At 65.0% G+C, this 15,188-nt stretch carries 15 protein-coding genes; 4 read left to right on the top strand and 11 right to left on the bottom strand.

Annotated features, from left to right (window positions below; all coding sequences use genetic code 11):
• Nucleotides 1-294: 294 nt before the first annotated feature.
• From rpsO to truB, 6 genes are all read right to left on the bottom strand, one after another.
• Nucleotides 295-564, bottom strand: coding sequence for a 30S ribosomal protein S15 (rpsO, locus tag ABIB35_RS07920; RefSeq protein WP_104055387.1), 270 nt, complete (start codon nucleotides 562-564; stop codon nucleotides 295-297).
• Between the two features lie 136 nt (nucleotides 565-700).
• Nucleotides 701-1,690, bottom strand: a complete 990-nt coding sequence (locus tag ABIB35_RS07915; RefSeq protein ID WP_354180341.1) for a bifunctional riboflavin kinase/FAD synthetase — start codon at nucleotides 1,688-1,690, stop codon at nucleotides 701-703.
• Nucleotides 1,691-1,794: 104 nt separating this feature from the next.
• The gene (locus ABIB35_RS07910; protein ID WP_354180340.1) at nucleotides 1,795-2,535 is read right to left on the bottom strand and encodes a DUF4345 domain-containing protein; all 741 of its coding nucleotides are present in this window, start codon (nucleotides 2,533-2,535) and stop codon (nucleotides 1,795-1,797) included.
• 103 nt (nucleotides 2,536-2,638) lie between these two features.
• On the bottom strand, nucleotides 2,639-3,097 hold the full coding sequence (locus ABIB35_RS07905) for a hypothetical protein (RefSeq protein WP_354180339.1): 459 nt from the start codon (nucleotides 3,095-3,097) through the stop codon (nucleotides 2,639-2,641).
• Nucleotides 3,094-3,468: a hypothetical protein gene (locus tag ABIB35_RS07900; RefSeq protein ID WP_354180337.1), complete on the bottom strand. Its 375-nt coding sequence runs from the start codon at nucleotides 3,466-3,468 to the stop codon at nucleotides 3,094-3,096. Before ABIB35_RS07900 ends, ABIB35_RS07905 begins: the two co-directional genes overlap by 4 nt.
• Entirely contained in the window at nucleotides 3,469-4,410 is a 942-nt protein-coding gene (gene truB / locus ABIB35_RS07895; protein WP_354180335.1) for a tRNA pseudouridine(55) synthase TruB, read from the bottom strand.
• 129 nt (nucleotides 4,411-4,539) lie between these two features.
• Here truB and ABIB35_RS07890 point away from each other — a divergent pair, with 129 nt between their 5' ends.
• From ABIB35_RS07890 to ABIB35_RS07880, 3 genes are all read left to right on the top strand, one after another.
• Complete coding sequence (locus ABIB35_RS07890) at nucleotides 4,540-5,715, top strand: pyridoxal phosphate-dependent aminotransferase (RefSeq protein ID WP_354180334.1); 1,176 nt, start codon at nucleotides 4,540-4,542, stop codon at nucleotides 5,713-5,715.
• Between the two features lie 623 nt (nucleotides 5,716-6,338).
• Nucleotides 6,339-6,524, top strand: a complete 186-nt coding sequence (locus ABIB35_RS07885; protein WP_354180332.1) for a hypothetical protein — start codon at nucleotides 6,339-6,341, stop codon at nucleotides 6,522-6,524.
• A gap of 184 nt (nucleotides 6,525-6,708) precedes the next feature.
• Nucleotides 6,709-7,998: a ScyD/ScyE family protein gene (locus ABIB35_RS07880; RefSeq protein WP_354180330.1), complete on the top strand. Its 1,290-nt coding sequence runs from the start codon at nucleotides 6,709-6,711 to the stop codon at nucleotides 7,996-7,998.
• A 69-nt stretch (nucleotides 7,999-8,067) separates the two neighbouring features.
• Here ABIB35_RS07880 and rbfA read toward each other — a convergent pair whose 3' ends face one another.
• The 5 genes from rbfA to rimP all read right to left on the bottom strand — a co-directional run bounded on the left by rbfA (nucleotide 8,068) and on the right by rimP (nucleotide 13,813).
• Nucleotides 8,068-8,547, bottom strand: a complete 480-nt coding sequence (rbfA, locus tag ABIB35_RS07875) for a 30S ribosome-binding factor RbfA (protein WP_354180329.1) — start codon at nucleotides 8,545-8,547, stop codon at nucleotides 8,068-8,070.
• 200 nt (nucleotides 8,548-8,747) lie between these two features.
• Nucleotides 8,748-11,648 (bottom strand): translation initiation factor IF-2, encoded by a 2,901-nt coding sequence (gene infB / locus ABIB35_RS07870; RefSeq protein WP_354180328.1) that lies wholly within the window; start codon nucleotides 11,646-11,648, stop codon nucleotides 8,748-8,750.
• A gap of 132 nt (nucleotides 11,649-11,780) precedes the next feature.
• A complete protein-coding gene (locus ABIB35_RS07865; RefSeq protein WP_354180326.1) occupies nucleotides 11,781-12,161 on the bottom strand; it encodes a YlxR family protein in 381 nt (126 codons plus the stop codon).
• 50 nt (nucleotides 12,162-12,211) lie between these two features.
• Nucleotides 12,212-13,183, bottom strand: coding sequence for a transcription termination factor NusA (nusA, locus tag ABIB35_RS07860; RefSeq protein WP_354180324.1), 972 nt, complete (start codon nucleotides 13,181-13,183; stop codon nucleotides 12,212-12,214).
• The gene (rimP, locus tag ABIB35_RS07855; protein ID WP_354180322.1) at nucleotides 13,184-13,813 is read right to left on the bottom strand and encodes a ribosome maturation factor RimP; all 630 of its coding nucleotides are present in this window, start codon (nucleotides 13,811-13,813) and stop codon (nucleotides 13,184-13,186) included.
• Nucleotides 13,814-13,901: 88 nt separating this feature from the next.
• On the opposite strand from rimP, the gene ABIB35_RS07850 reads away from it, so the two are divergent.
• Nucleotides 13,902-15,104, top strand: coding sequence for a DUF4439 domain-containing protein (locus ABIB35_RS07850; RefSeq protein WP_354180320.1), 1,203 nt, complete (start codon nucleotides 13,902-13,904; stop codon nucleotides 15,102-15,104).
• Nucleotides 15,105-15,188 lie beyond the last annotated feature (84 nt).

The raw sequence follows: 15,188 nt of genomic DNA, 5'->3' as shown, positions 1-15,188 counted from the left end.
CGTCCCAATGAACGCGTTGACCGCTGTGGAGCGGTTCGGTTCAACACCCGGTCTTCGATCGAGGTCCACGGGCGAAAAATCCCGGAGACCACTACCGAGGACCGCGAATGCTGCGATGCTGGCTGACTCCTGTTGATGTGTGCTGGTACTGCTTTACTACTGTGCTGCTGTTACCTGGTACTGCTGAGTGCTTGGATCATTCGAGGGCGGGTGCGCTTCCGGTCTACGCCGGTGTCCATGCCTGCCTGAAAAAGGGCGGCTCCCACGAAACGCAGGGGCCGCCCTCTCCAAAGACTACTTGCGCAGGCCGAGGCGCTCGATGAGCGCACGGTAGCGGGTGATGTCCGTATCCTTCAGGTACGAAAGCATACGACGACGGCGACCAACCATGGCCATCAGGCCGCGGCGGGTGTGGTGGTCGTGCTTGTGCGTCTTCAGGTGTTCAGTCAAGTCGAGGATGCGGCGCGACAGCACTGCAACCTGAACCTCGGGCGAACCGGTGTCGCCTTCAGCCCGAGCGTATTCCTTGATGATTTCCTGCTTGACTACGGGATCAAGTGCCAATGTAACTCTCCTAGAGTTGTGCCGTGAGGCCCGAGTCAGCACTGCGCTGCCGGGGATCTTGGCGCCGCTCAGGATAAATCCTGAAAGACACAAAGAAATTCAGCCGCCACGGACCGCAGCCGAATTTGAATCCAGTTTACCTGTCCCCGCTGCCATCTGTCGAAAGGACGCTCCTTGTGCGCGCCACGTCAAGGCGCATCTGCTCGATCAGGGCTTCGGGACCGGTATAGGCCACCATGCCGCGGAGCCGTTCTACGAATTCCACCACAACGTGCTGACCGTACAGGTCAAAATCGGTGATCTTCTCGTTTGGACGGTCAATCACGTGGGCTTCCACCTGCCGGCTCACGCCGTCGAACGTGGGGTTGGAGCCCACGGAGATGGCAGCGGGCCAGCGCGTGCCTGCTTCGTCAACGAGCCAGCCGGCGTAAATGCCGTCCGCGGGAATCAACCCGCTGGCTTCAGGGGCAAGATTGGCCGTGGGGAATCCGAGTTCCCGTCCCCGGGCAGCGCCGTGAATGACTTCGCCGCGCATCCGGTGGGTGCGGCCCAGCAGCCGGGCTGCGGTGCGCACGTCACCGCTGCGCAATGCCTCGCGGATCCAGGTGGAGGAACAGCGCCGGCCCTCGGATTCTGCCGGCCCGTCCGGCAGGGCGCCGAAGTCCTCCACCGCCTGCACTTCAAAGCCCAGTTTGGCGCCCAGCTCACGCATGGTCTGCAGGTCACCGGCATTGCCGCGGCCAAAGCGCACGTCATGGCCAATGACGACGGCGCGGACGTTCAGTCCGTCCACGAACACCCGGCGGACGAATTCCTCGGCGGTCAGGGACGCAAGCTGTAAGTCATAATGCATCATCAGCAGCCCGTCCAGGCCGGTGGCTGCCAGTGCCTCGCGCCGGTCCAGCGGTCCCATGATGAGTTCCGGGGCGGCCTCGGGGCGGTGCACCTGGGCCGGATGCGGATCAAAGGAAATGGCCACTGCCGCGGCATCCTTCTCACGGGCCACCTTCACCAGCCGGTCCAGGACGTGCTGGTGCCCCAGATGGACGCCGTCGAAGTTGCCGATCGTAACTACTGTCGGACCGATGCCGGCAGGAACCTCCGCCAGGTCATTCCAGTAGTACACACAAGCTCCTTAAAACGGGCGGTCCAAGTTCGCGGCGGCCGCGGAAAATAGGCCCGGTACTACGCGCGGCTGTACCGGACCTATCCATTATTGCTGAAAAAAGCTCAGCCCTGCGTACCGCCGGATTCAGCGGTGGCTCCCGGGGCGGCTGTACCCTCACTGAACTCACGCTTCAGCTCGCTCGTCTTGGCGATGAACCGGTGCCAGACCAGCAGGGCGGGCGGGAACGCCAGCTCCAGGATCATCAGGATGATCATCGTGTAATGCGGGGTGCCGCTGAAGGCCCAGGACAGGACGCGCCCAATGCCGCCGAGGAAGACCATCAGGCAGACCAGCCAGAGCATGTTAGCCCATTGGAACTTTACGGCGATGGCAATGAAGGCAGCGCCCACACCCACCATCATGGCCGAGAAGAAGCGGAACTGGGACTCCAGCGAGGCATTGATCTCACCGCCGCCGGTGTCCGCAACGCCCGCGGTTCCCGTAGCCAGGTAATAGCCGCCCACGCCGGCGATCAAGATGCCCACCCCAATCACTACGGCACGGAAGACGCCCCAGTCGTCACTGCTTTTGTACGGTTTGTTCTTGGACGGCGTGTTCTTGGATTTGGACGGCTTTCCGCCGTTCTCGCCGGCAGTGGTGCCGGTCCGCTTTCCGGCCGGAGGAAGGTGCAGCGGCTCGGTGGGCCGGGTAGGCTGGCTGGCCGCCGGAACATGCGGCTTCCTGCCCGCCGCCGCCTGTTGGGCCGCTTCGGAAGCCTGTGCGGGCTGGCTCGAAGGCTGGGCAGGCCGCACGGGCCCGGTCCCGCCCTGGCGATCGCTGGGTGTTGAAGCCGAGGTGCTCATTTTTCCCCCTGGAGGAATGGAAACCGTGCGGATGTGATGCGTTCTCTTGCCATCGTCTCACGCATCACAATGCCTCAGCGGGCAGGGCTGCCTGCGGGTTGAATCAGTGGCGGGCGGCCGCATCCGCGCGGTGCCGGTAAAGCCACCATAGTCCGAGCACGGGCAGGATCAGCGGAACGTATCCGTAACCGGCACCAAAACCTGACCAGACAGTGTCATCCGGCAGTGCTGCCGGATCCACCAGCCCAAAGATGCCCACGGCCAGCACGCCGAGCATTTCGATGCTCACCGCAATGACGGAAACCCGATAGGACCCGGGACCGGACTTCGCCAGTCCCACCGTGGCAACGATGTAGACCACAGCCGCGAAGGCGGACAGCACGTACGCCAGCGGAGCCTCGTCAAACTTGGTGGCGATCTGGAACAGCGCGCGGGCGGTGGAGGACAGGGCAAAGACGGCGTAGACGGCTACCAGCAGGCGGCCGGCGCCGGTGTTGCGGGCTGCGGGTGCGGCGGCGTCGTCACCGGAGGTACTGCTGTAGCCTGGCTTGTTGACGTTCACGAAAGTGGTGCTCCATCCCAGATCTGTTCCATCCGGAACAGCATGACAAATACGGTGATGCCTGCGGCACCAAGGACAAGATTGCTCCAGCGGCTGCGGTCCATGAGAGACCACCAGAGAGCACCCACCGGAATAAGCAGTGCGGTAAAGAGGTAGCCCCAGAACTCCCAGGGCTCCCCGGCGATGCCTTCCCCGCCAATCTGGCGGATCACGGCAGCCACGCCGTAGACCACCAGGAAGAGCTCCACGGCCGCCACCGAGAGGATGGTCAGGTCATTGGGCCCGTGTTTAAGGATGGCCGCGCCGAAGCACAGCACCAGCGAGACGGCGCACACGACGGTGCCCACAATAAACAGCGGATCAACAACCATCTAGACGGCCTCGTTCCCCGGCGCAAAGACCAGCAGGGCCTTGGCGTAGGCGGCCGGGAAGTCAGCATCCGCCGGTCCCCTGTTTTCCAGCAGGCCCACCAGCGTTCCGCCGGGTGCAAAGGCGGCCACCGGAGTTCCGGCATCAACCCCTTCAAGATCCGACGGCGGAATCCGTCGTCCGTGGGAAAGGTCCAGCGCTTCCGCGGCACTCAGCTCACGGACCGGGAATAAGGCCCGGGCGGCGTCGTCGAGCTCCAGGACCTGCAGGTCCGAGGCCAGCTGATCTAGTGTGGCGGCCTGCTCAAGACTGTACGGGCCCACGCAGGTGCGGCGCAGGGCGGTCAGGTGGCCGCCGACGCCGAGGTCGGCGCCCAGATCACGCGCCAGGGCGCGGATGTAAGTGCCGGAGGAGCAGTCAACGGTGACATCGACGTCGCGCAGTTTGCCGCCGTTCTCACGGCGGATGTCATGGACCTCGAAGCGGGAGACGGTGACCGGCCGGGCGGGGAGGTTCACTTCTCCCCCGGCCCGCACACGGGCGTAGGAGCGCTCGCCGTTTACTTTGATGGCGCTAACGCTGCTGGGGACCTGCGAAATGTCTCCGGTCAGGTTGGCAACTGCGGCCATGATGTCTTCGTCGGTGACCGCGGCGGCAATGGTCTCCGCGGTGATCTCACCCTCGGCGTCGTCCGTCACCGTGGATTGGCCCAGCCGGATGGTGGCTTCGTACGTTTTGGAGGTGCCCACAATGTAGGTCAGCAGCCGGGTGGCCTTGTTGATGCCCACCACCAGCACTCCAGTGGCCATGGGATCCAATGTCCCTGCATGCCCCACTTTTCGGGTTCCCGCTAGTTTCCGCAGGCGGCCAACCACATCGTGGCTGGTCCATCCCTGCGGCTTGTCCACAATAATCAGCCCTGAACGGACCTGCCCGGAATTCACGCCTTTCAGTATATGCGGCCCGGGCGTGCTCTTCCCGACGCCGGTGACGGCCCGCCGCCCGCGGGGCACCCTGTGACCGTCGGCTACGACCGGCTGCACGGAGGCCGGCAGTGGCGATACGATGCGCATATGCCTGAGCTCTCGCCCCACGTCCGCAACGCGCCCGCCAACCAGATTCGGGAAATCACACAGTCAGCCTGGGCGCAGCCGAACTCCATTGTGCTCAGCATCGGCGAGCCGGGGTTTCCCACTCCGCCGCACATTCTTGAAGCCGCCCGGGCCACCTTGGAACGGGATGAAACCGGCTACACGCCCAATGCCGGCATCATGCCGCTGCGCGCGGCTTTCGCGGAGCGTGCAAGCCGGCAGAACGGTGTCGATGTAGCTCCGGGCCGGGCTTTTGTGACCGCCGGCGCGCAGCAGGGCCTGCATCTGGCCATGAGCATGCTGTTGGACGCCGGTGATGAAATCCTCATTCCCAACCCCGGTTACCCGACGTTTGCCATGACGGCGCGGCTGTTGCATGCCGAGCCGGTCGAGTATCCGTTGTACCCCGAATTTGATTTCCAGCCGCGCATCGAAGACATCGAGGCGCTGATAACGCCGCGAACCCGGGTCCTGCTGCTGAACTCACCGTCCAACCCGCTGGGCGCCGTATTCAGCGCCGACTTGGTCCGGGAGCTGGTCCAGCTGGCCCGAAGGCGGGACCTGTGGATCATCTCCGACGAGTGCTACGAGGCCTTCACATACGACGTGCCCCACATCAGTCCGCTGGCCTACGACGGCGTCGGGTCCGGTTCCGCGTCCGGGACAGCTGCCGGCGGGGAACGTGTCATTGTTTCCGTGACGCTCTCCAAGACCTACGGCCTGACCGGGTTGAGAATTGGCGCGCTGATCACCCCCGCAGGTCTGGAAACGCAGATGAGCACTGTCATGGAGTCGATCGTGTCCTGTGTGGCCTCGCCGTCGCAATATGCTGCGCTCGCCGCGCTGACCGGACCGCAGGACTACGTCAGCGATGCCGCGGCCCACTACCGGGCCAACCGGGATGCCGCCGCGTTGGTGCTGGATGCCAAGGGGATCCCGTACCTCAAGGCCCAGGGTGCGTTCTATCTCTGGGCCGACGTCTCCCATGCCACGAACGGCAATGTCCGGTCCTGGACGCAGAAGTTCCTCTCCGAGGAGGGGGTGGCCGTGGCGCCGGGGACGGCCTTTGGATCCATCGGTGAGGGCTGGATCCGGATTGCCCTGTGCGGCGGGCGCGAGGAACTCGTGACCGGACTCAACCGGCTTCCGGCCCGTTAGAATCGTCGCGAGAAAGGGCTAGGTGACCGGACCCGGGCGGCGCGACTTGGGCGGCCGGACTTGGGCGGCCGGACTTGGGCGGCCGGACCCGGGCGGCCGGACCCGGGCGGCCGGACCGGGGGCATTCCTTAGCCCGAGGACCTCACCTCGGAGTAACGCCCGAGTGTCGGGAAAATGCCCCTTCCGCTCCCCGACTGTCGGAACGATGCCACTTCCGCCGCCTCAAAGCCGCATCGTCGGGACACTCGACGGGCCAAAGCCGCACCATCGCGACACTCGACGGTGAGTTTAGGGGTCGCGATCTAATCGCCGGTTCCCCGAGTGTCGGGATAGGCCACTCTCTCCGCCGCTTCCGCCGCCTGTTCGCCTCCCCGAGTGTCGGGAAAATACCCCTTCCGCTCCCCGACTGTCGGAACGATGCCACTTCCGCCGCCTCAAAGCCGCATCGTCGGGACACTCGACGGGCCAAAGCCGCACCATCGCGACACTCGACGGCGAGTTTAGGGTCGCCGTCGTTATCGAGGTGCCCTGGGACCGGACCGCCGCGCCCGATGTCAGGCGGTTGCGCCGCCGTCGTTTTCTGCCGGCTCGTGCCCGGGTTGGGGCTCCGGTCGGGTTTCCGGATGAACAGCCAGGAAAACGGAGTGCCGGGTACCTTCCTCTGCAGGCTCATCGATCCTGAGTTCTTCAAGCAGGTCCATGACCCGTTCAAGGAATCGATCAGGGTTGGCACTGAGCCTGTTGGCGATTTCCTTGTTGGTCAGTTGCTCCTTGAGGCAGAGACGGAGAATCAGAAAACGGGTAGATGAGGCGAGAGCCTTGGCCTCAGCCTCGCTGGGTGACAGTGGGAGTAAACAACCCGTAGTTCCTGACATTTACCTGCCATCTGGCTGAACGTAGGCTGTGAGTGCCTCGGCCGGGGGCGCGGCCGGGAACCGCGGGGGCCTCGGGGAAAGTCTCGCATTGCACTCCACCGATGCTGAGGAGATCACTGTGAAGAAAACATCACCCGCCCTTGCCGCCCTTGCCGCTGTCGCGGCTCTGGGCCTCGCCGCCTCGCCGGCTTACGCCGGAGGAGGACACCACCCCAAACCGCCGGATGCCGGCTCGGATACCCCCGTAGCCGGCAAAGCCACAACTGTCGCCGAAGGACTCCTCACCCCGTTGAGTTTTGCCGTCGGAAAGAGAGGCACACTGGATGTCGCCCAGGATTTCGCCGGGCTGCTCACCCGAATCACGGCTGACGGAACCACCGAAGTTATAGATTCCGTAGAACCCGGTTCCGGCTACTCTTTCGGGGCAGTATCGAAGTCGCGCGGCACCACGTACTACACCATGGTCATCGGCGCCGCCACGAACGATCCAGCACGGAACATGACCGTGCTGAAGTCGATAGACCGCAATGGCACCATGAGGACCATCGGAGACATCTCCGGCTATGAATTTTCTCAGAACCCGGACAGCGTCAACCACTACGGCTTCGACAGCATTGATGCCGCGTGCGCTGCACAGATACCCGCAGACGTTCCGGTCTCCTACACCGGGCTGAAGGATTCCAACCCTTATGCTTCTCTCCCGGTGCGCGGCGGAGTGATCGTTGCGGACGCCGGCATGAACTCCCTGATTCGGGTGGACCGCAACGGCGGCATCTCCACTGTTGCTGTGTTGCCTCCGATTCCCCTCACACTGACCGCTGAGATAGCGGCAGGTTTCGGCCTGCCGCAGTGCACCGCGGGCCTCACCTACAACTTGGAACCTGTACCGACCGACGTCGAACGAGGCCCCAACGGCTACCTGTATGTGACTTCGCTGCCTGGCGGCGGCGGGCTGAACAATGGATCAGTATTCAGGGTGAACGAACGCACCGGCGAATCAGAACTGGTAGCCACCGGATTCGCCGGGGCTACAGGTCTGGCAGTGAACAAAGCCGGCGATCTTTTCGTGGCAGAGCTGTTTGGCAACCGGATTTCGGTGGTGCCCGCCGGATCCGATACTCCGGAACTCTTCTACGAAGTGAACCAGCCCGCAGCCGTGGAGCTTCACGGCGGCGCCCTCTACACCTCGGCGGATTCACTTCCCCCGGGCGGAGTGCAGGAGCCGGGCACTGAGGCGCCGCCTGTCGTGGAGCCGCCCGATGACCCGGCTCCCCCGGCCGGGCGCATTATCCGCATTGAGTTTAAGGACACCGACAACTGCGGCGGCCGCGGCGGCCGCGGCGGCGGTGGCGGCCACCACGGATCCGTTGCAGACTCGCTGGACGAAGAGCAGGAAGACGCCCAGTAAACTCCGCAGATAGACACGAAGAGGGCGGCTCCCCCACAGGGGAACCGCCCTCTTCACTCATTGCAAAAACTACTTGGGGTCGGAGCCGGTCGGAGTTTCCTCGTCGTCGGTGTCCTCTTCCTCGTCGAAGTCCTCGTCCTTGCGGTACGGATCGGCGTCACCAGCATATGTGGCGCCCTTCTTGAGGGCTTCGAGCTCTGCGTCCCGCGCCTTGGCGGCACGGATCAACTCCTCGAGGTGGCTGGCGTTCACAGGAATTTCGTCGGGGACGAATTCCAGCGTGGGCGTCAGTCGAACCGTGATGTTCTTGCCGACCTCGGCGCGCAGAACGCCGCGGGCGGACTCCAGGGCTGCCTTGGTGTCAGCCTGCTGCGCTTCGTCACCGAAGACCGTGTAGTACACGGTGGCGTGCTGCAGGTCATTGGTGACGCGGGCGTCGGTGAGGGTCACAAACCCCAGCCGGGGATCCTTGATCCGCCGTTCCAGCGCCTGGGCAACTACAACCTTGATTCGGTCAGCGAGCTTTGCAGCGCGTGCTGGATCTGCCATTACCTCTCCTTAACTAAGATTCTTGGGATCGTACTACGACGACGGCGAGGGCCGGCACATCGTGTACGTCATGTGTCAGGCGCGGGCGTCTCCGGAGGAATCCGGGGCCGGGGCCGACCTCGGCGGGGGCCGGCACCATGGTGCCGGCTCGCCCGCCGGGGATGGGGCCGCCGGAATACCGACGACCCCACCGGGTACTGCTAGACGCGCGGCTTCTCCCGCATTTCGAAGGTTTCGATGATGTCTCCTTCATTGACGTCGTTGAACGAGCCCAGGCCGATACCGCACTCGAAGTCCGTACGGACCTCGGTGGCGTCGTCCTTGAACCGCTTGAGCGATTCAACGGTGAGGTTGTCACCGATGATCTTGCCGTCGCGGGTGACCCGTGCCTTGGCGTTGCGCCGGATGACACCGGAGCGAACGATCGAGCCGGCGATGTTTCCGAACTTGGAGGAACGGAAGACTTCGCGGACCTCGGCGGTGCCGAGCTGGACCTCTTCGTACTCGGGCTTGAGCATGCCCTTGAGTGCAAGCTCAATGTCATCGATTGCTGCGTAGATGACGGAGTAGAAGCGCATGTCCACGCCTTCACGCTCTGCCAGGTCGGCAACGCGCTCGGCCGGCTTGACGTTGAAGCCAATGATGACGGCGTTGTCCACCGTCGCCAGGTTGACGTCATTCTGCGTGATGGCACCGACGCCGCGGTGGATGACGCGCAGCTGCACGCCTTCGCCAACGTCGATCTTGAGCAGCGAGTCTTCCAGGGCTTCCACGGCACCGGAAACGTCACCCTTGAGGATGAGGTTGAGGGTGTCAACCTTGCCGTCAGCAACGGCCTGGTCGAAGTCCTCGAGGCTGATGCGCTTGCGGCGCTTGGCCAGGGCCGCGTTACGGTCCGCTGCTTCACGCTTCTCAGCGATCTGGCGGGCCGTGCGCTCGTCGTCGGTCACGAAGAACGTGTCGCCGGCGCGGGGAACGTTGGACAGACCCAGCACCTGGACCGGACGGGAAGGTCCGGCCTCGACGACGTTGTCGCCGTTCTCGTTGAACATTGCGCGGACGCGGCCGTGGGCCGTACCGGCAACGATCGTGTCGCCGACCTTCAGCGTTCCGGACTGGACCAGAACGGTTGCAACTGCACCGCGGCCCTTGTCCAGGTTGGCTTCGATCGCGATACCGCGGGCGTCCTTGTTCGGGTTGGCGCGCATGTCCAGGGCAGCGTCTGCGGTGAGCAGCACGGCCTCAAGCAGGGCGTCAATGTTGAGGTTCTGACGGGCAGAGACCTCTACGAACATGGTGTCGCCACCGTATTCTTCGGGAACCAGTCCATATTCGGTCAGCTGACCGCGGACCTTCTCCGGGTTGGCGCCTTCCTTGTCGATCTTGTTCACTGCAACCACGATCGGCACATTTGCTGCCTGTGCGTGGTTGAGTGCTTCAACCGTCTGCGGCATGACGCCGTCATCGGCTGCGACAACCAGGACCGCGATGTCCGTCACCTTGGCACCACGTGCACGCATGGCGGTGAACGCCTCGTGACCCGGGGTGTCAATGAAGGTGATCGGGCGCATCGTGCCCTCGTGGTCGAACTGGATCTGGTAGGCACCGATGTGCTGGGTGATGCCGCCGGCTTCACCTTCAACAACCTTGGTGTTCCGGATGGCATCCAGCAGGCGGGTCTTACCGTGGTCAACGTGACCCATCACGGTGACTACCGGAGGACGTGCCTCCAGCTGGTCATCGCCTTCTGCTTCCAGTTCGGCTTCGAAGTCGATGTCGAACGTGCTCAGCAGTTCGCGCTCTTCGTCTTCCGGCGAGACAACCTGGATCTTGTAGCCCAGTTCCGAACCCAGGACGCCGAAGGTCTCTTCGTCCAGGGACTGCGTGGCCGTTGCCATTTCACCGAGGTGGAACAGTACGGTCACCAGTGCTGCCGGGTTTGCCTCAATCTTGTCGGCGAAGTCCGTGATGGACGCGCCGCGGCGCAGACGGACAACTGTGTTGCCGTCGCCGCGGGGTACCGAAACGCCACCCAGCGACGGAGCTGACATCTGCTCCAGTTCCTGCCGCTTTGCCCGCTTCGACTTGCGCTGCTTGCCGCGTCCTGCGCCGCCCTTACCGAAAGCACCGGCAGTGCCGCCGCGTCCGCGGCCGCCCTTGCCGAAGCCGCCGCCAACGGGTGCGCCGCCGCCTGCACCGGGCGCTCCGCCCGGTCCGCCACGGCGGGGAGCTGCTCCACCGGCACCGCCGCGTGCCGGGGCTGCCGGACGCTCGGTGCGGTTGGGCATCATGCCCGGAGTGGGGCGGGGACCGCCGGGACCGGCGGGACGTGCCGATGCCGGACGCGGAGCGCCCGGACGGGGTGCACCCGGACGCGGAGCACCCGGACGGGGACCACCGGAACCGGCTGCCGGACGGGGACCACCGGCGCCCGCTGCTGCGGGACGCTCAGTGTTCTCATCACGGCGGCCCGGACGGGGCATGCCCTGGGACGGAGCGAACGGGTTGTTGCCCGGACGCGGTGCGCCGGTTCCCCGCTCGTTCTCGCCGCGGCCACGGGGGCGCGGCATGCCCTGGGAAGTTGCAAAGGGGTTGTTGCCCGGACGGGCGGCCGGGCGGGGAGCACCCGGACGCGGCGCACTGCTGCGGCTGCCGCTTTCGGCGGACGCAGCAGGCTTTTCGGCCTCAGGTGCCTTGGGTGCCGGACGTGCACCGGGCTTGGCGCCCGATGTCGGAGCGGCAGCAGGCTTCTGGGCAGCGGGTGCCGGAGCCTCCTGAGCTGCCGGAGCGGGTGCTGCCGGAGCCGGAGCCGCCGGAGCAGCTTCTGCAGCCGGAGCGGGTGCTGCCGGAGCCGGAGCAGCAGGTGCTGCTGACGGCCGCGGGCCTGGGGTGCCGGCAGATGCGGCGGGCTTGGAGTCGGCCTGTGCGGCCGGCTTGGATTCTGACGCCGGGAAGGCGCCCCGAAGCTTCTTGACTACGGGTGCCTCAATTGTTGAGGAGGCTGAACGGACGAATTCGCCCAGTTCCTGCAGTTTTGCAACTGCATCCTTCGAGGTGATGCCGAGCTCTTTGGCGAGCTCGTGTACGCGGACCTTGGCCACATTTCTCCTGTCTCGGTCCGCACCGAGCCAGGTACGAACCGTCTATTTCCTGCGGGCTTCCACTGCAGTCGCAGCAAAGCCCATCACAGAGCACAACAAAGCACTCATCGCTGGGTACTCATCGGGTTTCCATCAGATTTCTGACCCGCTTTCAGGTTGGACGGTTTCGAGTCCGCTCCCGGTCGGAGCGTCCTCAAGAGCCTTGAACCAAGCTTCCGCGTCTGCGGTGTCAATCGAACCCCGAAAGGCCCGGTTGAACGCACGTCGCCGAAGCGCTGCTGCAAAGCATGCTGATCCACGGTGCACCCAGGCCCCGCGGCCAGACATACGGCGGTGTTCATCAACGCGGACGGCAATCCTGCCGCCGTCCGTGTTCACGGCCACCAGCCGCATCAATACGGCCTGATCATCCGTTTTCCTGCACCCGATGCACGTCCTCTGCGGGACATGCGCTGCAGCGCCTGAGGCTGCAGGGGACAAAAGGAAAGCGGACGGTGACCCGGCCTCGTCCATTCTAACGCGTTTCTCTCCCTGTGCCGCATCCACGCGCAAGACCTGCCTGCTTAGGCGGTCTTGGCGTCGGAAACGATGTCGATGCGCCAGCCGGTCAGCTTGGCTGCCAGCCGGGCGTTCTGCCCTTCCTTGCCGATGGCCAGCGAGAGCTGGTAATCGGGAACCACCACCTGCGCGGAGCGGGTGTCCTCGTCGATGATGGTCACGGAATTGACGCGCGACGGCGACAGCGAGTTGGCAATGAAGGTTGCCGGATCCTCGCTGAAGTCAACGATGTCAATCTTTTCGTCATGCAGTTCGGTCATGACCGCACGGACACGCGAACCCATTTCGCCGATGCAGGCACCCTTGGCGTTGATGCCCGGAACGTGGCCCTTCACGGCGATCTTGGTGCGGTGCCCGGCTTCACGGGCCAGGGCAACAATCTCCACGCTGCCGTCTGCGATCTCCGGAACCTCCAGCTCAAAGAGCTTGCGCACCAGACCGGGATGGGAGCGGGAGAGTGTGATGGACGGGCCCTTGAAGCCGCGGCGCACGTCAACCACGAAGGCGCGCAGCCGGGTACCGTGCGTGTACTTCTCGCCCGGAACCTGCTCGGTGGGAGGCAGCAGTGCCTCCACGGCGCCCAGGTTGACCTGGATCATGTGCGGGTTGTTGCCCTGCTGGATCTGGCCGGACACGATTTCACCTTCGCGGCCCTTGAACTCACCCACAATGGCGTCATCCTCGACGTCGCGCAGCCGCTGCAGGATGATCTGCCGGGCGGTGCTTGCGGCGATGCGGCCAAAGCCGGTGGGGGTGTCGTCAAACTCGCCTACGGCCTCGCCGTCGTCGTCCACTTCCGTGGCCCAGATGGTGACGTGCCCGTTCTTGCGGTCCAGCTCGGCGCGGGCCTTATCCTGCGCCCCGGACGTCTTATGGTAAGCCACCAAAAGCGCCTGCTCGATGGTCGGAATCAGCAGATCCAGGGGGATCTCCCGTTCGCGTTCCAGCAGCCTCAGCGCACTCATATCAATATCCATCTAGGCCTCCTCAGCTGTGGTTTCTTCATCGCTGTCGGCAGCGCCGTCCAGCGGTACGTCGTCAATATGCGCGAATTCGACTTCGACGCGTCCCTTGCGGATGTTGCTGAACGGCAGCGTGGTCTGCGCGCCCTGCTTGGGCTTCATGCCCTTTTTTACGGTCAGTTCCGGTATGAGGCTGATGCCGTCCTCTTCCACGGAGACCAGGCGGCCCATGACATCGTCGCCGTCCACAATGTTGACACTGACCATGCGTCCAACGTTGCGGCGCCAGTGGCGCGGCTGCGTGAGCGGCCGCGAAACACCGGGCGAGGAAACCTCCAGATGGTACGGGCGTCCGTCGTCGTTGGGGTCGGCGTCCATGGCTTCAGAGATCGCGTGCGCGACGTCGGAGATCCGGTCCAGGCTGACGCCTCCGGCCTCTCCCTCGGGAAGGTCCACAATGACGTGCACGGTGCGGGCGGCACCGGCCATTTTGATCTCGATGTCCTCGAGGAAAAGCTGCTGCTGTTCAACCGTGGGAGCAAGGAAGTTCTTGAGGCGCTGGGTTTCAGCGGTGATTTCTGCGTGCATGGCCTTCTTGCGGTAATCCGATGACGTGTCTTTTTTGGGGCTGGGCCGAACCGCCATAGGTGCCTCCCACTAGATGATGTTGTACCTACTAGCGTACCGACTTTCCTGAGTCCCCACGGCATCGCTGCAGACGGGGGCCCGTTTCATGGCATCATCAGTTGTAGTGAATAAGCCCCCGTCCCGCACAGCGCCCGCGGCCGGCCGCGCCGGACGGGCGACGGCGGTCCTGGGCGGAGTGAGGCGTACCACTGTGCTGCTGGTGCTGGCCGCCGTAGTCCTGAGCCTGAATCTGGTGGCCGGAAACGGTGCCGCCGAAGAGCGGACAGCCAGCTTTTCGGAGATTGCCCAGACTGATGCCCGCGCTGCCGCCGACGAGTTGGCCCGGATGGCGAGTGAACTCTCCGTGGCCCCCGGCACTGCCCGGAAGCTGACCGCCGAGTTCAAGGGCCACGCGGACATCCTCACGGAGCAGTCCGCTCTGCTGACCCGGCCCGGCAGCCTCCGGCATGGAACGCCGCCGTTCGTTGTCCCGGCGTCCGGCTCCGGCTCCGGCTCCGGCTCCGGCTCCGGCTCCGGCTCCGGAGTAACTGCCGCGGAATACGTTCAAGCCCTAGGCGCTTCTGCCCGCAGCAGTTTCAATGCCGCGGTGCGCGCCGACGGCGGCACCGCGAGGCTGCTTGCCTCGACCGGTGCCGCGCAGCAGGTCCTGGCCATCCGTGCCGCCCAAACGGCGGGGCTGGATGCCCCCGCGGACTGGAAGCCCGCGGCCGCTTCAGGCGCGGCAAACCGCTGCCCCGAGCCCGAGGTCGCCGGGAGCAACGGGCGGACCGGTTCGACGTCGTCGTCCGCTGCCTCCGGATCGGCGTCCACAGCCGCGGATTCATCACAGGGGCCGCAGGACACTCCCGACGCTGCCGACGCACTCACGGGTGCGATCGATGCCGAATACGGCGCCGCCTACGCGTACGAGGTCGCCATGGCTCGCTCCTTCTCCGCAGCCACCCGCACCGAGTTCGCCGAGGCCAGGGAAGATCATCTGGCGGCCGGTGTCCGCAGCGTTCAGCTGCTGCCGGAACTCTGCCGCCCGGCGCTGACACCCGCCCCTGCCTTCTCGCTGCCGCCGTCGTTTGCCGATGACGCAGCCGAGGATCTGATGGAGCTGGAGTCCGCTCTGCCCGCCGTGTACGCCGATCTGGCGGCCTTCGGCGAGGGCGCCGTCCGCACCTGGGCCATCGAGCGGCTGGCTGAGCTGAGCGCGGATCTGTATGCGGAGGCGGACCCGGTCCCGGCAGCCCCCGGCCTCGATGCAGAGCCGGCGGGACTGCCGTGGACCGCGGACACCGCCTAGCCTGTAGTCATGTCCCCTTGCCGCAGCGTCTCACCTCACCGTAATTTCCCCGGGATTGCCGGGGCATCGACTCACCGCAGGGCG

The sequence above is a fragment of the Arthrobacter sp. UYP6 genome, from assembly GCF_040547315.1.
Classification (GTDB): Bacteria; Actinomycetota; Actinomycetes; order Actinomycetales; family Micrococcaceae; genus Arthrobacter_B.
The sequence above is the reverse complement of the archived record's forward strand: the minus strand, read 5'-3'. Positions and strand labels throughout refer to the sequence as shown.